Below are 19189 nucleotides of genomic sequence, written 5' to 3'. Positions count from 1 at the left end.
TCCGTTGGGTGAGATGGCAGCAGTTTTCCGGGAACGATCGCCGGTCGGTTGCCCCCCAATCCGTCGTCGGCAGAGACAAGGAAGACATCCCGTGAGCGACGTCCGCAACGTGATCATCATCGGTTCCGGGCCCGCCGGCTACACGGCCGCGCTCTACACGGCCCGAGCCGCGCTGAAGCCCCTGGTCTTCGAGGGTTCCGTGACCGCGGGGGGTGCGCTGATGAACACCACCGACGTGGAGAACTTCCCCGGCTACCGTGACGGCATCATGGGCCCGGACCTCATGGACAACATGCGCGCCCAGGCCGAGCGCTTCGGCGCCGAGCTGATCCCGGACGACGTCATCGCGGTCGACCTCACCGAGGACATCAAGACGGTCACCGACTCCGCCGGCACCGTGCACCGGGCCAAGACCGTGATCGTGACCACCGGCTCGCAGCACCGCAAGCTCGGCCTGCCGCGTGAGGACGAGCTTTCCGGGCGAGGCGTCTCGTGGTGCGCGACCTGTGACGGGTTCTTCTTCCGGGACCAGGACATCGCCGTGATCGGTGGCGGTGACACCGCCATGGAGGAGGCCACCTTCCTCTCCCGGTTCGCCAAGTCCGTGACGATCGTGCACCGCCGGGACACCCTGCGCGCCTCCAAGGCCATGCAGGACCGCGCCTTCGCCGACCCGAAGATCTCCTTCATCTGGGACAGCGAGGTCGCCGAGATCCACGGCGACAGCAAGCTCTCCAGCCTGACGCTGCGGAACCGCAACACGGGCGAGCTCTCCGAGCTTCCGGCGACCGGCCTCTTCATCGCGGTCGGCCACGACCCGCGCACCGACCTGTTCAAGGGCCAGCTCGACCTGGACGACGAGGGCTACCTGCAGGTCGAGGCCCCCAGCACGCGCACCAACCTCCCGGGCGTCTTCGCCGCCGGTGACGTCGTGGACCACACCTACCGTCAGGCGATCACCGCCGCCGGCACGGGCTGCTCCGCGGCCCTGGACGCCGAGCGCTACCTGGCCGGCCTCGCGGACAACGAGCCGCCGGCCGCCGCCGTCTGACCCCTCCATCCCTCCCGCCCCCGCACCATCGAAACGAGGAAATCGCCGTGGCTGGCACTCTGAAGCATGTGACCGACGCCTCCTTCGAAGAGGACGTCATCAAGAACAAGAAGCCCGTGCTGGTGGACTTCTGGGCCGAGTGGTGTGGCCCGTGCCGCCAGATCGCCCCGTCCCTCGAGGCCATCGCGGCGCAGCACGGCGACAAGATCGAGATCGTCAAGCTCAACATCGACGAGAACCCGGCCGTGGCCGCCAAGTACGGCGTCATGTCCATCCCGACCATGAACGTCTACCAGGGCGGCGAGGTCGTGAAGACCATCGTCGGCGCCAAGCCGAAGGCGGCCCTTGAGCGCGACCTGTCCGACTTCCTCGGCTAGTCGACCGCGCTGTTGCGTCGTGGGCCCGCTCCCCTGGGGGGCGGGCCCACACGCATGTCGGCGCAGTCCGCTACAGCGGGCGCAGCACGGGCTCCTTCTGTACGGCGCCCAGCAGTCGATCCAGCGCCAGCTCCACGTCTTCCTTCCAGGAGATGGTGGCCCGCAACTCCAGTCGCAGCCGTGGGTAGCGCGGGTGCGGTCGCACGGTCTTGAAGCCCACCGCCAGCAGGTGGTCGGCCGGCAACACGCAGGCGGGCCCCTCCCACCGCGCGTCCCCGAACGCCTCGATGGCCTTCACTCCGCGCCGCATGAGGTCCTTGGCCACGGTCTGCACCATCACCCGGCCGAGCCCCTGTCCCTGGAATCCGGGCATCAGCCACGCCGTCATCAGTTGCACGGCGTCGGCGCCCACCGGGCTGGTGGGAAAGGCCAGGGAACGCGGCACGTACGCCGGCGGCGCGTAGAGCACGAAGCCCACCGGCAGCTCGTCCACGTAGACCACGCGACCGCAGGAGCCCCACTCCAGCAGCACGGCCGAGATCCAGGCTTCCTTCTCGACCTCCGGGCGCCCGGCCCTGACGGCCGCCTCGCCGCTGACGGGGTCGAGTTCCCAGAAGACGCACGCGCGACAGCGCTGGGGGAGGTCCGTGAGGTTGTCCAGTGTGAGCGGTACGAGCCGACGCCCCATGTAGCCAGTTCCTCGCTTCCCTCATCGGCCGCGATCCGTGCGGCCGACCCGTGCGCCACGCCCGAGCAGGCCGCCCGCGAAGCCGACGGCAGCCTCCCACGGGGCCCTCCCCGCACCGCCGGTCACCGTGGGCGGGGCGCCCGCGCGTCGCCGCGCCGCCCGTACGCATCGTAGCCACGAGCGGATTCCCCCGGTACCGCCCGCCACGCACAGAGCGGGCCGCGCCCCGGGCGGGGCACGGCCCGCTCCGGCAGGGTGCTACTCAGCGGAGGAATCGTCCTCCGTCGGCTGTTCCGCGGTCTGCCCCGGGCCGGAGTGCTGCTCCAGCACGCGTCCCTCGCCCGGCGCCAGGGTGCCGAGGATGCGCTCCAGATCGTCCATCGAGGCGAACTCGACCACGATCTTCCCCTTCTTCTGGCCGAGGTCGACCTTCACCCGGGTCTCGAAGCGGTCGGACAGCCGCGAGGCCAGGTCCGACAGCGCCGGGGACACCCTGGCCCCGGCCCGGGGCCGCTTGGCCTTCTGCGTGCTGTTCGGCTGCGTGCCCATCAGGGTGACGATCTCTTCGACCGCGCGGACCGACAACCCCTCCGCCACGATGCGGTGCGCCAGCCGGTCCTGCTCCTCGGAGTCCTCGACCGAGAGCAGCGCCCGAGCGTGCCCCGCCGAGAGCACGCCGGCCGCCACGCGCCGCTGCACCGACGGCGACAGACGCAGCAACCGCAGGGTGTTGGTGACCTGCGGGCGGGAGCGCCCGATGCGCTCGGCCAACTCGTCGTGCGTGCAGTTGAAGTCCTGGAGCAACTGGTCGTAGGCCGCGGCCTCTTCCAGCGGGTTGAGCTGAGCGCGGTGCAGGTTCTCCAGCAGCGCGTCCAGCAGCATCTTCTCGTCGTCGGTCGCCCGGACGATCGCTGGGATCTTCGTCAGGCCCGCCTCACGGCAGGCGCGCCAGCGCCGCTCGCCCATGATGAGCTCGTAGCGCTCCGGACCCACCTGGCGGACCACGATCGGCTGGAGGAGGCCGACCTCCTGGATCGAGGTGACCAACTCGGCGAGGGCGTCCTCGTCGAACTCGGTGCGCGGCTGCCGAGGGTTGGTGGTGATGGAGTCCAGCGGCAACTCCGCGAAGTGCGCGCCCAGACCGTCGTCCATGGCTTTCAGGGGCGCGGACTCCTCAACGGGCGCGTCCTCGGTTTCACGTGAAACACGCTGCGCCGGGGCGGCCTCGTCCTCGGGCTGGCCACCCGGCGGCAACGTCGTCACCTTGGCGGCTGCCACGCCCCGCTCCGGCGACAGCACCGGAACCGCCGTCGGCGAGGCCGCGCCGGCGCCGATCGCGGGCACCGACGGGCCGTCCGCTCCCTTGGGTGCGGCGGGAATCAGCGCACCGAGTCCGCGGCCCAGCCCTCTCCGTCGCTCAGTCACTGCATCCCCTCCGACATGGTGTGCTGGTCAAGCTGTGGGTTCGCACGCGGCGTCGCGTGCGCATGCTGCCCCTCGTAGTAGACACCAGCCCCACGCAGCGCGATCTCCCGGGCCGCCTCCAGGTAGGAGAGCGCACCGCTCGAACCGGGATCGTAGGTGAGGACCGTCTGCCCGTAGCTCGGTGCCTCGGAGATCCGCACGGAGCGCGGGATGCTCGTGCGCAGCACCTCGTTGCCGAAGTGGCTGCGGACCTCGTCGGCCACCTGGGAGGCCAGTCGCGTCCGGCCGTCGTACATGGTCAGCAGGATCGTCGAGACGTGGAGCTTGCGGTTCAGGTGTCCGCGCACCAGCTCGACGTTGCGCAGGAGCTGTCCCAGGCCCTCCAGCGCGTAGTACTCGCACTGGATCGGGATCAGCACCTCCGCGCCCGCCACCAGGGCATTGACCGTCAGCAGGCCGAGCGAGGGCGGGCAGTCGATGAGGATGTAGTCCAGCGGCTGGTCGTACGCCTGGATGGCACGCTCCAGCCGGCTCTCCCGGGCCACCAGCGAGACGAGTTCGATCTCCGCGCCGGCCAGGTCGATGGTCGCCGGGGCGCAGAACAGCCCCTCCACGTCGGGGACGGGCTGCACGACGTCGGACAGCGGCTTGCTGTCGACCAGCACGTCGTAGATGGAGGGGACCTCGGCGTGGTGGTCGATCCCGAGGGCCGTGGAGGCGTTGCCCTGCGGGTCCAGGTCCACGACGAGCACGCGGGCGCCGTGCAGCGCGAGGGAGGCCGCCAGGTTCACGGTCGTCGTGGTCTTGCCGACGCCGCCCTTCTGGTTGGCGACCACCATCACTCTGGTCTGCTCCGGGCGGGGGAGCCCCTCGCCCGCGCGCCCCAGCGCCGCTACGGCGAGCTGCGCCGCACGGCCGATGGGGGCGGAGGCTTCTCCCTCGTACCCGGACGAGGCATCCATCGGGGGCGGCGTTTCACGTGAAACATCCTCCCCGGGAGCTGAGGGCCCCACGGGCGCGCCCGGGGAGGGCTCAGCGGTACGGGGACCGGGGACCGGTTCGGTCATCGGTCCCGCGATGTTGGCGTCGGACCGCAAGGATTCACCCTCCTCGACATCAGGCTCGCAATGAACAGAGCCTGCCATGCTTTCGGGGTTGGGAACCAGCGAGGCCCGTTCTCCTGTGGATGAATCGGCTCTGGTGCGGGGTTGAGGGTCGCGCGGCGCGGCAGCCGCACGACCGCGACTGATGATTCCATGCAGCAGGGAACGACGTTTCACGTGAAACACGATGCATGGGCATGCCGATCACCGGACCCCGACACTCCGGTCCGCATACTTTTGGCAGCTTGTATGGAGCATTGCCCGAAGTACGCGCCCCACCTCCCTCGGCACCTCTCCGTCACGAGCGCGTCCCGGCGAGCCGGCCTCCCCGCGCGCGCTCACCGGCGTCGACGCGGCCCCTTGCGAGCCGCCTTGGCCCGCTTCGCGGCGAACCGCACCCCGCCCGGGCTCTCGCCCACCTCGACCCGCACCACGGTGGACGGCGGATCGACGATGCCCTCCCCCACCTGCAACACGGAGGTCTCCACCACGCCGAGCTTGCTCAGCGCGGCCCGCGCGCTCTTGAGCTCCTCCTCCGCGGTGTCGCCCTTCAGCGCCAGCATCTCGCCGTACGGCCGAAGCAGCGGCACGCCCCAGCCGGCCAGCCGGTCCAGCGGGGCCACGGCGCGAGCGGTCACCACGTGCACCGGCTGGAGCTTGCCGAGGACCTCCTCGGCCCGCCCGCGGACCACCGTGACGTGGTCGAGGCCGAGGAGTTCCACGACCTCCTGCAGGAAGTTGGTCCGTCGCAGCAGCGGCTCCAGCAGGGTGATCTGCAGGTCCGGCCGGGTGAGCGCGAGGGGGATGCCCGGCAGCCCGGCCCCCGAGCCCACGTCGCACACCGTGACACCCTCGGCCACCGCCTCCGAGAGCACCGCGCAGTTCAGCAGGTGTCGCTCCCACAGCCGCGGCACCTCGCGGGGCCCGATCAGGCCGCGCGTCACGCCCACATCGGCCAACAGCTCGGCGTACCGCACGACCTCCGGAAAGCGGTCGCCGAACACCTCCCGCGCCGCCTCCGGCGCTGGGGGAAGTTCCTCCGCTGCCTCCGCCACGAGGACCGTCCTTCCTCTCGACATGCCGTTGCCCTTGCTGACAAACACCGGCCCCGTCTGCGCACAGACGGGGCCGGACGTACGGGTTGTTCTTCCCGAGCCCTCGGCCCGGAAGGGAGTCACCGGATCACGCGGGAAGCACGACCACCCGGCGCTCGGGCTCCTCACCCTCAGACTCGCTCCGCAGGCCCGCCGCCGCCACCGCGTCGTGCACCACCTTGCGCTCGAAAGGCGTCATCGGGTCCAGCTTCACGGGCTGGCCGCTGCCCTTGGCCTCTTCCGCGGCCTTGGCGCCCAGCTCCGACAGCTCGGTGCGCTTGCGCGCCCGGAACCCCGCGATGTCCAGCATCAGCCTGCTGCGGTCGCCGGTCTCCCGGTGCACCGCGAGCCGGGTCAGCTCCTGCAGGGCCTCCAGCACCTCGCCGTCGCGGCCGACCAGCTTCTGCAGGTCCCGGCTGGTCGATTCGCTGATGATCGACACCGCGGCGCGGTCCGCCTCGACGTCCATGTCGATGTCGCCGTCGAGGTCCGCGATGTCCAGCAGACCCTCAAGGTAGTCAGCCGCGATCTCGCCTTCCTGCTCCAGGCGAGTCAGAGTGTCGACACCCTCGGCCGGGGTGGTGCCTTCCGTCACGGATGGACTCCTTCTTACTTCTTGGATGGGTGCTTCGGGCCGCGCTGGCCCTTGCGCTGCCCGGACTTGGCGTTACGCGAGGAACCGGAGGCGGAGCTGCCGGTCGACTTGCCGGGCTGCGCCCCCTTCTTCCCCTTCTCCAGCGAGGTCTTCTCGGCGCCCGTTCCGGACGTCCCGGCGCCCTTCGCGGTCTGCGCCGTGGCCTTGGCCCGGCCCTGTCCCCGCCCGCTCTTCGCCCCGCCCGCCGGGGGTGTCGCGGCACCGTCCGGCTTGGCGCCCGGTGCCTTCGCCGCGCCACCGGCCTGCGCCGCCGCGGCCTGGCGCTGGGCCTTGGTCTGCTTCTTGGGCTGCTGCCGGTTGGCCCGGGCGACCTCGACGGCCTGCCGCGCCTCGACGACCTCCGGGTCCTCCTTGAGCTTGCCCTTGGCGCGCAGCCGCTCCTGGCGGTGGGCGTAGGCGACGCTGCCGGGGGTGGGGTTGCGGCGGATGATGAACATCTGCTGCCCCATGGTCCACACGTTGGTGGTCAGCCAGTAGACGAGCACACCGACCGGGAAGTTGATGCCGAAGACGGCGAACATGATCGGGAAGATGTACATCAACATCTTCTGCTGCTGCATGAACGGCGTCTTGACCGTCAGGTCGACGTTCTTCGTCATGAGCTGACGCTGGGTGAAGAACTGCGACGCCGACATCAGGATGATCATCGTGACCGTGACGACGCGGACGTCGGTGAGCGTGGCACCGAGCCCCTCGACCTTGGACGCGCTGCTCATGAACTTCACGGACAGCGGGGCGCCGAAGATGTGCGCCTCACGGGCGCTGTCCACGAGGTCCTGGTTGATGAAGCCGACCGGGTGGTTGTTCGCGATCTTGTTGAGCACCTGGTAGAGCGCGATGAAGAACGGCGACTGCGCGAGGATCGGCAGGCAGCTGGAGAGCGGGTTGGTGCCCGTCTCCTTGTAGAGCTTCATCATCTCTTCGGACTGGCGCTGCTTGTCGCTCTTGTAGCGCTCCTGGATCGCCTTCATCCGGGGCTGGAGCGCCTGCATGTTCCGCGTGGCCTTGATCTGCTTCACGAAGAGCGGGATCAGGCAGATGCGGATGAGCACCACCAGCGAGACGATCGACAGGCCCCAAGCCCAGCCGCTGTTCTTGTCGAAGACGAGGCTGTACAGCGAGTGGAACTGGACGATGATCCAGGAAACTACGTCATAGAGAGGACCGAGGATCGTGTCCACGAATCAGGCTCCTTGGGCGTTGGGCTGAGACTCAGGCTGCGCGGCGGGCTCGGCGGTGGAGTGCCCACGCAGACGACTCCGCAGCCACTGGTGCCACACCGGACGCTTCCGGGCGGGTACGTGATCGACACCTCCGTGCGACCACGGGTTGCAGCGCAGAATGCGCCAGGCCGTCAGCGCCGTGCCCTTCAGTGCGCCGTGCACGTTGATGGCCGTGTAGCCATAGTGCGAGCACGACGGGTAGTACTTGCAGACCGGCCCCAGCATGGGGCTGATGGTCCACTGGTAGAGCTTGATCAACCACAGCAGCGGGTACTTCATCGCGGCACCCTCCCCTTGGTCTGACCCCCGAGGTTCACCGAGGGAGTCTCCGGGGAGGCCCCACCCAGCAGCCGCCGTAGCGCGGTGTCGAGATCGCGGGCCAGTTGCTCGTGGCCTGCCTCGCCCGCGCCGGGCAGCGCCCGTACGACTACCAGGCTACCGGGGGGGAAGCGGTCGAGTCGGTCGCGCACCAGGTGGCGCAACCGCCGCTTCACCAGGTTTCGGGTGACGGCGTTGCCGACCGCTTTGCTGACGACGAAACCCGCACGCACCTGAGGAGCTGTCTCCCCAGGTGGGTGCGGGTCCGATGTACCGCTTCGCAGATGCACGACAAGGAGCGGGCGCCCGGCCCTGCGTCCTCGGCGTACCGCGGTCGCAAAGTCCTCGCGCCGCCTCAGCCGATGCTCGGTAGGCAGCACGTCATGACCTGTGCTGGTCAGGCGGACAGACGGGCGCGACCCTTGCCACGGCGGGACGCGAGAATCGCGCGGCCGGCACGGGTGCGCATACGCAGCCGGAAGCCGTGGGTCTTCGCGCGGCGGCGGTTGTTCGGCTGGAAGGTGCGCTTGCTCACTCGGGGGCTCCAGAAATGAATGTGTAGTGGCGGGACATCGCCTGGCTGTCACCGTGCGCCCACGAGAAGCTCGTATACGCCCGATTGCACCGCTTTCTCACCACGGATCGTGGATGTATGCCCATCGGAGGCAGGCGGCAGCAGCCATCGACAACTCGACCTGGTTACGGTACGCGCGGCTACGCCATTCGGTCAAACCAACCTGGGCGCATCGCTCCACCACCACCGTATACCGGGGCGCCAGAGCACGATGCGACGCCGCATGGCACATTTGTACACACCCTGTGGACAACGACTTGAACCACGCGCGTCGGCCTGACTACCGTGGCGGAACTCCGAATCCTTCCCGCCCGTCCCAAGAACCACGCATTCGTGGGACCTGTCGGCGTCCCCCTCCGAGTGAGTGAGTGAGCGTGCCCTGTGGCTGACGTACCTGCCGATCTTGCCGCAGTGTGGCCACGCGTGTTGGAGCAGCTCCGCGGCGAGGGCAGAGGGCAGGGCGTCGAGGCCAAGGACGAGCACTGGATCAACCGCTGCCAGCCGCTGGCGCTGGTCGCCGACACCGCCCTGCTCGCGGTGCCCAACGAGTTCGCCAAGGGCGTGCTCGAGGGCCGGCTCGCGCCCCTGATCAGCGACGCGCTCAGCCGCGAGTGCGGCCGTCCGATCCGTATCGCGATCACGGTGGACGACTCCAAGAACGAGCCCGCCGCACCGCAGCCCCAGGGCCCCGCCCCGCACCACCCGTCCGCCCCGCACCAGGGCCACGGCGGCCAGCAGTCCCGCTACGGCGACACCCCGCGGGACACCTTCGACAGCCGTGACGGCTATGACGCGCGGGACGGCAGGGACGCCAGGGACACCCGTACCGGGCGCGACGGATACGACGGTGGCCGCGAGGGCTACGAGTCCCGCGACGCCTACGAGCCCTACGACGGCCGGGACGCCTACGACAAGCGGGACCCCTACGACGCGCCCGTCGCCCGCGAGGCGTACGAGGGTCGCGAGGGCTACGACGGGCGCGAGGCCCGGGACGCGTACGACACGCGCGACGGGCGCGAGACGCGGGACGGCTACGACGGGCGCGAGAGCTACGGCCGCCCCGGCGACGAGCTGCCCAGCGCCCGCCCCGCCTACCCCGGCTACTCGCAGCAGCGCCCCGACCCCGGCGCCTGGCCGCGCTCCGGCGGTGCCCCGCTGCCCGAATCGCGCGGCGACTACAACACCTGGCAGCAGCCCCGGCTCGGCGGCTTCCCGGACGCGGACCCGTACGCCCAGCGCGGCCAGCACCCGCAGCACGGGCCGCCCGCGCACGGGGGCTCGCCCTACGAGACGCAGCGCCGCGACCCCGCCGACCCCTCCTCCGTACCCCCCAGGCCCGGGCCCGGCGGTCAGGGCCCCGGGCGCGGTGGTCCGCCCGCGCCGACGGGCGCGCCCGGGCCGCTCGCCGCGCAGCCCGCGCCGGCCCCGGGTCCCGGTGAGCCCACCGCGCGGCTGAACCCGAAGTACCTCTTCGACACCTTCGTCATCGGCGCCTCCAACCGCTTCGCGCACGCCGCGGCGGTGGCCGTGGCGGAGGCGCCGGCCAAGGCGTACAACCCGCTGTTCATCTACGGGGAGTCGGGGCTCGGCAAGACGCACCTGTTGCACGCGATCGGGCACTACGCGCGCAGCCTCTACCCGGGGACGCGGGTGCGGTACGTGAGCTCGGAGGAGTTCACGAACGAGTTCATCAACTCCATCCGCGACGGCAAGGCGGACGCGTTCCGCAAGCGGTACCGCGACATGGACATCCTGCTCGTGGACGACATCCAGTTCCTCGCGAGCAAGGAGTCGACGCAGGAGGAGTTCTTCCACACCTTCAACACGCTGCACAACGCCAACAAGCAGATCGTGCTGTCCTCGGACCGGCCGCCGAAGCAGTTGGTGACGCTGGAGGACCGGCTGCGCAACCGCTTCGAGTGGGGCCTGATCACCGATGTGCAGCCGCCCGAGCTGGAGACGCGCATCGCGATCCTCCGGAAGAAGGCGGTGCAGGAACAGCTCAACGCGCCCCCGGAGGTGCTGGAGTTCATCGCCTCCCGCATTTCGCGCAACATCCGGGAGCTTGAGGGCGCGCTGATCCGGGTGACGGCGTTCGCCAGCCTCAACCGGCAGCCGGTGGACCTGGGGCTGACCGAGATCGTGCTCAAGGACCTGATCCCGGGCGGCGAGGACGCGGCCCCGGAGATCACGGCCACCGCGATCATGGCCGCGACCGCGGACTACTTCGGGCACACCGTCGACGACCTGTGCGGCGCCTCCCGCAGCCGGGTCCTGGTGACCGCCCGGCAGATCGCGATGTACCTGTGCCGCGAGCTGACGGACCTGTCGCTGCCGAAGATCGGCGCGCAGTTCGGCGGCCGTGACCACACGACGGTGATGCACGCCGACCGCAAGATCCGGGCCCTGATGGCCGAGCGGCGGTCCATCTACAACCAGGTGACCGAGCTGACCAACCGCATCAAGAACGGCTGACGCCCACACCTCGCCGCGTCTCCGCTCCGTGGGGCCCGCCTCCGGGCCCCACCTCTCGTTCCCGTACCTGGCCCGCCCGGTCCGCTCCTGGCCCGCCCCCGCACCACGTCCGTGACCGGCCGGCCCCCGCGCGCCCGGGGCGCCCCGCGTCCCTACGGCCCCGCGTTCCCAGGCTGCCCCGCGCCCGTCGCGCACCGCCCCGCGCCCACCTCCGCGGCGCGGACGATCCCCATGCTGTGGATGGTCCCGCCGGTCGCACCAATCCCGCCGGCTCGGCCGGATCGGCCGGCTCCGCCGCATGCCCGCAGCCGCGCCGCCTCGTCGCCGTGCCCCGCCGTTCTTGGGGCGTCCTGGCCGTTCTCCGACGCGTCCTGGCGGAGGCGCGGCGCCCTCCGTCGCGGCGCCCCGGCGGATGCCGAACACACCTGCCGTGCGGCGGCGGCGCTTCGTCAGGACGCTTCCTCCGGCGCCCCCGGTGCCGCTCCGGAAGCGCCATTTCGCGTTCATCGACCGGCCCGGAAGCCGTCGTGGAGCGGATACGGGACGGTCACGGCGGGGACACCCGCGAGGGAAGGTGTTCGATTACGGAGGGGGACACGGGTCTTCTCCACAGATGTGGGCACTATTTCGCGTCCACAGGCTGGGGACTGCTGGACTGTCCCAAGCGTGTCCACAGGCCACCCCGGTGAGAGAGGATCTCCCGAGGTCAGGCGCGTGTGGATTTGTGGCAAACCGTCATCCACAGGCTGTGGGCAACATTTCGTCCACAGGGCGTCCCGATCGGTTGTCCACTGGCTACCCACAGCTCAGCCGGCCTTGTGCACAGCTTTTGCCGCCTTCTCCACACCGTTGTCCACTGTTCGGCAACGCGACACCCTCTCTCACCGGAGCGAGTGAAAGGCGTCACACCAAGGTGCCGGGTTGGGCTGTGGGGAACGTGGGTAAAACTGGGGACGCGGCTGGGGAGAAGTAGGGCCTCCCTGTGTATCGGGTGTGCAGAACTTTCGGTGGTCCACAGAGACCCCGGGTTATCCACCACCGTCGCCCACAGGGCCAGTGGACAAAAAACGCACCGTGACCTGCGCAAAAGCAGTTATCCACGGTTTCCACAGCCCCTACTACTACGACCACACATTGAGAGCGAGAAGTTCGTTTCGAAGTGGGGCCTGTGCACAACTCGGGTCCGGGTCGCTCCCACGCCCTCGCACCGACTTGACCCCGAGGCGCACCCGCTGTCGGTGGCGTGCGTCAGACTGGTCTCCGGCAATCAGCCGACGACGAAGGCCAGCAGGGCGAGTCAGAAACAGCAGGAGGCGGTTCCGGTGAAGATCCGGGTGGAGCGCGATGTACTCGCGGAGGCAGTGGCCTGGGCAGCCCGCAGCCTCCCGGCCCGTCCGCCCGTCCCCGTCCTCGCGGGCCTGCTGCTGAAGGCGGAGGAGGGCTCGCTGAGCCTCTCCGGCTTCGACTACGAGGTCTCCGCCCGCGTCTCCGTCGAGGCCGACGTCGAGGAGGACGGCACGGTCCTGGTCTCCGGTCGACTGCTGGCCGACATCTGCCGCGCGCTGCCGAACCGCCCGGTGGAGATCTCCACAGACGGTGTACGCGTGACCGTCGTCTGCGGCTCCTCGCGGTTCACCCTCCACACCCTGCCTGTGGAGGAGTACCCGGCGCTGCCGCAGATGCCCAGCGTCACCGGCACCGTGCCCGGCGAGGTCTTCGCCGCCGCCGCCGCGCAGGTGGCCATCGCCGCCGGTCGCGACGACACGCTCCCGGTCCTCACCGGCGTGCGCATCGAGATCGAGGGCGACCACGTCACCCTGGCCTCCACCGACCGCTACCGCTTCGCGGTCCGCGAGTTCCTGTGGAAGCCGGAGGCGGCCGATCTGTCCGCCGTCGCGCTGGTGCCCGCCAAGACGCTCCTCGACACGGCCAAGTCGCTGACCAGCGGCGACACCGTGAGCATCGCGCTCGCGGGCTCCGGCGCCGGCGAGGGCCTGATCGGCTTCGAGGGCGCCGGCCGGCGGACGACGACCCGCCTGCTCGAAGGCGACCTGCCGAAGTACCGCACGCTGTTCCCGACCGAGTTCAACTCGGTCGCGGTGATCGAGACCGCGCCGTTCGTCGAGGCGGTCAAGCGCGTGGCGCTGGTGGCCGAGCGCAACACCCCGGTGCGCCTCAGCTTCGAGCAGGGCGTGCTGATCCTGGAAGCCGGCTCCAGCGACGACGCACAGGCTGTGGAGCGCGTGGACGCGCAGCTTGAGGGCGACGACATCTCGATCGCCTTCAACCCGACCTTCCTGCTGGACGGGCTCAGCGCGATCGACTCCCCGGTGGCCCAGCTCTCGTTCACCACCTCGACCAAGCCCGCCCTGCTGAGCGGCCGGCCGGCCGTCGACGCGGAGGCCGACGAGGCGTACAAGTACCTGATCATGCCGGTGCGCCTGTCCGGCTGAGGCACGTGGCCCTCGGGCCGCGGGGCGCTTCCCGCGGCCCGGCGAGCGGATCGCGCCGCGGTGGCTCAGAGTGAGCACGAGGGCGGGTCCCCCGTCAGCCCCGGGTGGCCCGCGCACGGCGTACGGCGGCGCCCCGTATGAGCGGCGGAGCCCACAGTCGTGCGGGCGGGGCCGGGCGTAGGCTCGGTCGCGTTACCCAACGCACTCACTCCGGCAAGAAGGATTAGTGATGGAGCTCGGTCTCGTCGGTCTCGGCAAGATGGGCGGCAACATGCGCGAGCGCATCCGCCGCGCAGGCCACACCGTCATCGGATACGACCGCAACCCGGACCTCGCCGACGTGGCGAGCCTGGAGGAGCTGGTCGGCCAGCTCCAGGGGCCGCGCGTGGTGTGGGTGATGGTCCCCGCCGGGGCGGCCACCCAGTCCACGATCGACGAACTCGGGGCGCTGCTGTCCCCCGGTGACGTCGTCGTGGACGGCGGCAACTCGCGGTGGACGGACGACGAGAAGCACGCGGCGGAGCTGGCCGAGAAGGGCATCGGCTTCGTGGACTGCGGCGTCTCGGGCGGCGTCTGGGGCCTGGAGAACGGCTACGCGCTGATGTACGGCGGCGACGAGGAACACGTCGCCAAGGTGCAGCCGATCTTCGACGCGTTGAAGCCCGGTGGGACAGCCGAGCGAAGCTCGTCCGGCCAGGGTGGCGGTGGGCGACGGGAGGGCCAGTTCGGCTCGGTGCACGCGGGCAAGGTCGGCGCCGGCCACTTCGCCAAGATGGTGCACAACGGCATCGAGTACGCCATGATGCAGGCCTTCGCCGAGGGCTGGGAGCTGCTGGAGGCGGTGGACTCGGTCACCGACGTCCGCGAGGTCTTCCGTAGCTGGCAGGAGGGCACGGTCATCCGGTCCTGGCTGCTCGACCTGGCCGTGCGCGCGCTGGACGACGACGAGCACCTGGCGAAGCTGCGGGGGTACGCGCAGGACTCCGGCGAGGGCCGGTGGACCGTGGAGGCGGCCATCGACCACGCGGTGCCGCTGCCGGCGATCACCGCGTCGCTGTTCGCCCGCTTCGCGTCGCGGCAGGACGACTCGCCGTCGATGAAGATGATCGCCGCGCTGCGCAACCAGTTCGGTGGCCACGCGGTGACGAGCAACACGGACAAGTAGCAGCAGGTCAGCGCGTGTCGTAGGAGGCGCGCTCGGACGTTGGTCGACGGGGGAGGTCGGTACGGAAACCATGCACGTCTCGCATTTGTCACTCGCCGACTTCCGCTCGTACGCCCGGGTCGAGGTTCCCCTTGACCCGGGCGTCTCCGCGTTCGTCGGCCCCAACGGGCAGGGCAAGACCAACCTGGTCGAGGCCGTCGGCTACCTGGCGACCCTGGCCAGCCACCGGGTCTCGTCCGACGCGCCGCTGGTGCGGATGGGCGCCGAGCGGGCGATCGTGCGGGCCGCGGTCGTGCAGGGCGACCGGCAGCAGCTCATCGAACTCGAACTCAACCCGGGTCGGGCCAACCGCGCCAGGATCAACCGGTCTTCGCAGGTCAGGCCGCGTGACGTGCTCGGCATCGTGCGGACGGTGCTGTTCGCGCCGGAGGACCTGGCGCTGGTCAAGGGCGACCCCGGCGAGCGGCGGCGGTTCCTCGACGAGCTGATCACGGCCAGGTCGCCGCGGATGGCCGGGGTGCGCTCGGACTACGACCGGGTGCTCAAGCAGCGCAACACGCTGCTCAAGACGGCGGCCATGGCGCGCCGGCACGGCGGCCGGCAGCTCGACCTGTCCACGCTGGACGTCTGGGACCAGCATCTGGCCCAGGTGGGCGCGGAGTTGCTGGCCCAGCGGCTCGACCTGGTGGCCGCGCTGCGCCCGCTGGCCGACAAGGCGTACGAGCAACTCGCCCCCGGCGGCGGCCCGGTGGTCCTGGAGTACCGGAGTTCCGTCAGCGAGACGGCGGGCGGCGCCGCGCTCGGCGCGGAGACGGGTCGGTCGGAGCTGTACGAGTTGCTGCGCTCGGCGCTGGGCGAGGCGCGCAAGCGGGAGATCGAGCGGGGCGTGACGCTGGTCGGCCCGCACCGGGACGATCTGCTGCTGAAACTGGGCGAGTTGCCCGCGAAGGGGTACGCGAGCCACGGCGAGTCCTGGTCGTACGCGCTGGCGCTGCGGCTCGCCTCGTACGACCTGCTGCGGTCCGAGGGCAACGAGCCGGTGTTGGTGCTGGACGACGTCTTCGCCGAGTTGGACGTGCGCCGCAGGGAGCGGCTGGCGGAGCTGGTGGCCCCGGGCGAGCAGGTGTTGGTGACGGCCGCGGTGGACGACGACGTGCCAGGGGTGCTGGCCGGCGTGCGGTACGCGGTCTCCGAAGGCGTGGTGGAGCGCATATGACGTGGCCTGTGGCGGGCGGTCCGGGCGGGGAGCGGGACGGGGCCCGGGGGCCGCGGGCCGGCGCGGACGGCGACGGTGGCCCGGGCGCGAGTCCGGCCGGTGCGGCGGCCGAGCCCACGGGCGTGGACCTGGCGCGGGTGGCGTTGCGGGCGGCGAAGGAGCGCGCCCGCGCGCACGGCGCGGCGGCGCAGCAGAAGAAGCAGGCCAGGCGCGGCGGGTTGCGCTCGGGCGCGCGGGCGGACGGGCGCGATCCGCTGCCGTTGGGCGCGGCCATCAACCGGCTGATCACCGAACGCGGTTGGGAGGCGCCCGCGGCGGTCGGCGGCGTGATGGGCCGCTGGCCCCAGCTCGTCGGGCCCGAGGTCGCGCAGCACTGCGAGCCGCAGCGGTACGACGAGGACGCGCGGGTGCTGACGGTGTGTTGCGACTCCACGGCCTGGGCCACCCAGCTCCGGCTGCTGGCGCCGCAGCTCGTGGCGCGGCTCAACGCGGACCTGGGCCACGGCACGGTGCGCACGCTCAAGGTGCTCGGCCCCGGCGGCCCCCCGCGGCGGTACGGCCCGCTGCGCGCGCCCGGCAGCCGTGGCCCGGGCGACACCTACGGCTGACCTGACGCGCGGGCCCGCCCCGGCGCCGGAAGCGCGGTGCCGGGTCTCCTCGCTCCGCTGTCGCGGGGGCTCGTGTCGCTGTCGTAGGGCGTGTGCGCCGCGCGTCTCGTGCCCCACGGGCACAACGGCGTCAGAAATCAGCCGTGGGCCGCGCGGGGGCGTGCGTCGGTGTCGCATACGGGGGTGGCGGAGCGAGGTGGCGGGGCCGCTGTGGTCTGCGCCCGCGTGATGTGTTGTTGGCATATTTCCCGCGACCTGCGGCGATGCGCCGGCGGGCGCGGCCGGCGCGTCCCCGGGCGCGCGCGGCGGGCGACGCGCAGCGTGCGGGGGCGGTGGCGCCGCGGCGCGCGCCGTCGACGTGGGCGCGGGGGGCGATGCCACGGGCACGGGGCCGGTGGCGGGTGACCGGGCGTGGGACGGGCGGGAACATTGAGACGCGGGTCACATCGCCGGTCGTTGATGGGTCGAAGCGCTGAGTGCCTGTGTGAGCCTCCTGGAAGCCCAGGCCAGATATGGGGAGTAGGAAGGCGCCGGTTCAGGGCGGCAGTCGCCGACTCAGGCACCCGCAAGCCCCAATTCTGTCGGCGGTTACCGGTAGACTGGAGTACACCGTCGCCGCTTGCGCACACGGTGGCTCACCGTGCGTGCGGGGCATTCGAAAGACAAGGCCGGTCCTCCGTACCAGGGGTTCGGCTCTGCTGTGCCAGAAAGGGCGCTTCGTGGCCGATTCCGGCAACCCCAACGAGAAGATCACCGCTTCCCCGACCGAGGCTGGCACCGCCGCGGTGGGTACGGACGTCAACGGGGCACCTCCGCCCTCGTACGACGCCAGCGCGATCACGGTCCTGGAGGGCCTGGACGCGGTCCGTAAGCGACCCGGCATGTACATCGGGTCGACCGGTGAGCGCGGTCTGCACCACCTGGTCCAAGAGGTGGTGGACAACTGCGTTGACGAGGCGCTGGCCGGACACGCCGACCGGATCGACGTGACGATCCTGGCCGACGGTGGCGTGCGCGTCATCGACAACGGGCGCGGTATCCCCGTCGACATGCACCCGGTGGAGAAGAAGCCGGCCGTCGAGGTCGTGCTGACCGTGCTGCACGCGGGCGGCAAGTTCGGCGGTGGCGGTTACGCCGTCTCCGGTGGTCTGCACGGCGTGGGTGTCTCGGTCGTCAACGCGTTGTCCACGAAGTTGGCCGTGGACGTCAAGCGGGACGGTTTCCGCTGGACGCAGGATTACAAGCAGGGCGTACCGACGGCCCCGCTCGCCAAGAACGAGGCGGTGTCGGAGACCGGCACGACGGTGACGTTCTGGGCAGACCCGGACGTCTTCGAGACGACGGAGTACTCGTTCGAGACGCTCGCCCGCCGGTTCCAGGAGATGGCGTTCCTCAACAAGGGACTGACCATCGCCCTGACCGACGAGCGCGAGGCGCACGTCGACGAGGAGGGCAAGCCGCTCTCGGCCACGTACCACTACGAGGGCGGCATCGTCGACTTCGTGAAGTACCTGAACTCGCGCAAGGGCGAGCTGGTGCACCCCACGGTGATCGACATCGAGGCCGAGGACAAGGAGCGGCTGCTCTCGCTCGAGGTCGCGATGCAGTGGAACACCCAGTACACCGAGGGTGTCTACAGCTTCGCCAACACGATCCACACCCACGAGGGTGGCACCCACGAGGAGGGCTTCCGTGCGGCGCTGACGTACTTGATCAACAAGTACGCGCGGGAGAAGAAGCTGCTGCGTGAGAAGGACGACAACCTCACCGGCGAGGACATCCGCGAGGGACTGACCGCGATCATCTCGGTCAAGCTGGGCGAGCCGCAGTTCGAGGGCCAGACCAAGACGAAGCTGGGCAACACCGAGGCCAAGACCTTCGTCCAGAAGATCATCAACGAGCACCTGGCGGACTGGCTCGACCGCAACCCCAACGAGGCCGCGGACATCATCCGCAAGTCGATCCAGGCGGCCACCGCCCGGGTCGCGGCCCGCAAGGCGCGCGACCTGACCCGCCGCAAGGGCCTCCTTGAGACGGCGTCGCTGCCGGGCAAGCTCAGCGACTGCCAGTCCAACGACCCGACGCAGTGCGAGATCTTCATCGTCGAGGGTGACTCCGCCGGCGGCTCGGCCAAGTCCGGCCGCAACCCGCAGTACCAGGCGATCCTGCCCATCCGCGGCAAGATCCTCAACGTCGAGAAGGCGCGGATCGACAAGATCCTCCAGAACACCGAGGTGCAGGCGCTGATCTCGGCGTTCGGCACCGGGGTGCACGAGGACTTCGACATCGCCAAGCTCCGCTACCACAAGATCATCTTGATGGCGGACGCCGACGTCGACGGCCAGCACATCAACACGCTGCTGCTCACCTTCCTCTTCCGCTTCATGCGACCGCTGGTGGAAGCCGGGCACGTCTTCCTGTCCCGCCCCCCGCTCTACAAGATCAAGTGGGGTCGGGACGACTTCGAGTACGCGTACTCCGACCGTGAGCGCGACGCGCTGATCGCGGCCGGGCGGGAGCAGGGCAAGCGCATCCGGGACGACTCCGTGCAGCGCTTCAAGGGTCTCGGCGAGATGAACGCCGAGGAGCTGCGCGTGACGACGATGGACGTCGACCACCGCGTGCTCGGCCAGGTCACGCTGGACGACGCGGCCCAGGCCGACGACCTGTTCTCGGTGCTGATGGGCGAGGACGTCGAGGCGCGCCGCTCGTTCATCCAGCGCAACGCCAAGGACGTCCGCTTCCTCGACATCTGAGTCGGCCC

Annotated in this window: 17 protein-coding genes; 8 read left to right on the top strand and 9 right to left on the bottom strand. The window is 70.5% G+C overall.

The genetic code is table 11. The features are described from left to right. The first annotated feature begins 91 nt into the window (after positions 1-91). Positions 92-1051 carry a thioredoxin-disulfide reductase gene (gene trxB, locus AC3CHW_RS16410; protein ID WP_176162910.1) on the top strand — a complete coding sequence of 320 codons (960 nt, stop codon included), beginning with the start codon at positions 92-94 and terminating at the stop codon, positions 1049-1051. A 47-nt stretch (positions 1052-1098) separates the two neighbouring features. Continuing rightward, positions 1099-1428, top strand: coding sequence for a thioredoxin (trxA, locus tag AC3CHW_RS16405; RefSeq protein ID WP_176162911.1), 330 nt, complete (start codon positions 1099-1101; stop codon positions 1426-1428). 70 nt (positions 1429-1498) lie between these two features. Here trxA and AC3CHW_RS16400 read toward each other — a convergent pair whose 3' ends face one another. The 9 genes from AC3CHW_RS16400 to rpmH form a co-directional block, all read right to left on the bottom strand. Continuing rightward, a complete protein-coding gene (locus AC3CHW_RS16400) occupies positions 1499-2116 on the bottom strand; it encodes a GNAT family N-acetyltransferase (RefSeq protein ID WP_176162912.1) in 618 nt (205 codons plus the stop codon). Positions 2117-2374: 258 nt separating this feature from the next. Beyond that, positions 2375-3541: a ParB/RepB/Spo0J family partition protein gene (locus AC3CHW_RS16395; protein ID WP_488470928.1), complete on the bottom strand. Its 1167-nt coding sequence runs from the start codon at positions 3539-3541 to the stop codon at positions 2375-2377. Continuing rightward, positions 3538-4686, bottom strand: a complete 1149-nt coding sequence (locus tag AC3CHW_RS16390; RefSeq protein ID WP_198427423.1) for a ParA family protein — start codon at positions 4684-4686, stop codon at positions 3538-3540. The genes AC3CHW_RS16395 and AC3CHW_RS16390 overlap by 4 nt, the downstream gene beginning before the upstream one ends. A 296-nt stretch (positions 4687-4982) precedes the next feature. Beyond that, positions 4983-5723: a 16S rRNA (guanine(527)-N(7))-methyltransferase RsmG gene (rsmG, locus tag AC3CHW_RS16385; RefSeq protein ID WP_176162915.1), complete on the bottom strand. Its 741-nt coding sequence runs from the start codon at positions 5721-5723 to the stop codon at positions 4983-4985. Positions 5724-5826: 103 nt separating this feature from the next. Then, positions 5827-6333 (bottom strand): Jag family protein, encoded by a 507-nt coding sequence (locus tag AC3CHW_RS16380; RefSeq protein ID WP_176162916.1) that lies wholly within the window; start codon positions 6331-6333, stop codon positions 5827-5829. A 14-nt stretch (positions 6334-6347) separates the two neighbouring features. After that, positions 6348-7574 carry a membrane protein insertase YidC gene (gene yidC / locus AC3CHW_RS16375; protein ID WP_398610904.1) on the bottom strand — a complete coding sequence of 409 codons (1227 nt, stop codon included), beginning with the start codon at positions 7572-7574 and terminating at the stop codon, positions 6348-6350. Between the two features lie 3 nt (positions 7575-7577). Then, on the bottom strand, positions 7578-7895 hold the full coding sequence (gene yidD / locus AC3CHW_RS16370) for a membrane protein insertion efficiency factor YidD (RefSeq protein WP_398610905.1): 318 nt from the start codon (positions 7893-7895) through the stop codon (positions 7578-7580). Continuing rightward, positions 7892-8314: a ribonuclease P protein component gene (gene rnpA, locus AC3CHW_RS16365; RefSeq protein WP_176162919.1), complete on the bottom strand. Its 423-nt coding sequence runs from the start codon at positions 8312-8314 to the stop codon at positions 7892-7894. The genes yidD and rnpA overlap by 4 nt, the downstream gene beginning before the upstream one ends. A gap of 17 nt (positions 8315-8331) precedes the next feature. Further along, positions 8332-8469, bottom strand: coding sequence for a 50S ribosomal protein L34 (rpmH, locus tag AC3CHW_RS16360; protein WP_003949374.1), 138 nt, complete (start codon positions 8467-8469; stop codon positions 8332-8334). 543 nt (positions 8470-9012) lie between these two features. Between rpmH and dnaA the strand changes: the two genes are divergently transcribed. The 6 genes from dnaA (at position 9013) to gyrB (ending at position 19181) form a co-directional block, all read left to right on the top strand. After that, positions 9013-10983: a chromosomal replication initiator protein DnaA gene (gene dnaA / locus AC3CHW_RS16355; protein ID WP_488471075.1), complete on the top strand. Its 1971-nt coding sequence runs from the start codon at positions 9013-9015 to the stop codon at positions 10981-10983. Positions 10984-12305: 1322 nt separating this feature from the next. Further along, positions 12306-13436 carry a DNA polymerase III subunit beta gene (dnaN, locus tag AC3CHW_RS16350; RefSeq protein ID WP_176162921.1) on the top strand — a complete coding sequence of 377 codons (1131 nt, stop codon included), beginning with the start codon at positions 12306-12308 and terminating at the stop codon, positions 13434-13436. Between the two features lie 229 nt (positions 13437-13665). Next, a complete protein-coding gene (gene gnd / locus AC3CHW_RS16345; protein WP_488470927.1) occupies positions 13666-14601 on the top strand; it encodes a phosphogluconate dehydrogenase (NAD(+)-dependent, decarboxylating) in 936 nt (311 codons plus the stop codon). Between the two features lie 70 nt (positions 14602-14671). Next, positions 14672-15817 carry a DNA replication/repair protein RecF gene (gene recF / locus AC3CHW_RS16340; RefSeq protein ID WP_488470926.1) on the top strand — a complete coding sequence of 382 codons (1146 nt, stop codon included), beginning with the start codon at positions 14672-14674 and terminating at the stop codon, positions 15815-15817. Continuing rightward, positions 15814-16425 (top strand): DciA family protein, encoded by a 612-nt coding sequence (locus AC3CHW_RS16335; protein WP_387599506.1) that lies wholly within the window; start codon positions 15814-15816, stop codon positions 16423-16425. The genes recF and AC3CHW_RS16335 overlap by 4 nt, the downstream gene beginning before the upstream one ends. A 695-nt stretch (positions 16426-17120) precedes the next feature. Continuing rightward, positions 17121-19181: a DNA topoisomerase (ATP-hydrolyzing) subunit B gene (gene gyrB, locus AC3CHW_RS16330; RefSeq protein ID WP_488471074.1), complete on the top strand. Its 2061-nt coding sequence runs from the start codon at positions 17121-17123 to the stop codon at positions 19179-19181. The last annotated feature ends 8 nt before the right edge of the window (positions 19182-19189 follow it).

This window comes from Streptomyces sp. MGP-BFMKR1 (genome assembly GCF_057766585.1).
This window is presented reverse-complemented; position numbering and strand designations above follow the sequence as displayed.

What these genes read in the sequence shown, in the direction of transcription:
- AC3CHW_RS16400 (WP_176162912.1), bottom strand. Translation starts at nt 2,116, where the DNA reads ATGGGGCGTCGGCTCGTACCGCTCACACTGGACAACCTCACGGACCTC.
- AC3CHW_RS16390 (WP_198427423.1), bottom strand. Translation starts at nt 4,686, where the DNA reads ATGGCAGGCTCTGTTCATTGCGAGCCTGATGTCGAGGAGGGTGAATCC.
- AC3CHW_RS16335 (WP_387599506.1), top strand. Translation starts at nt 15,814, where the DNA reads ATGACGTGGCCTGTGGCGGGCGGTCCGGGCGGGGAGCGGGACGGGGCC.
- rsmG (WP_176162915.1), bottom strand. Translation starts at nt 5,723, where the DNA reads ATGTCGAGAGGAAGGACGGTCCTCGTGGCGGAGGCAGCGGAGGAACTT.
- gnd (WP_488470927.1), top strand. Translation starts at nt 13,666, where the DNA reads ATGGAGCTCGGTCTCGTCGGTCTCGGCAAGATGGGCGGCAACATGCGC.
- recF (WP_488470926.1), top strand. Translation starts at nt 14,672, where the DNA reads ATGCACGTCTCGCATTTGTCACTCGCCGACTTCCGCTCGTACGCCCGG.
- yidD (WP_398610905.1), bottom strand. Translation starts at nt 7,895, where the DNA reads ATGAAGTACCCGCTGCTGTGGTTGATCAAGCTCTACCAGTGGACCATC.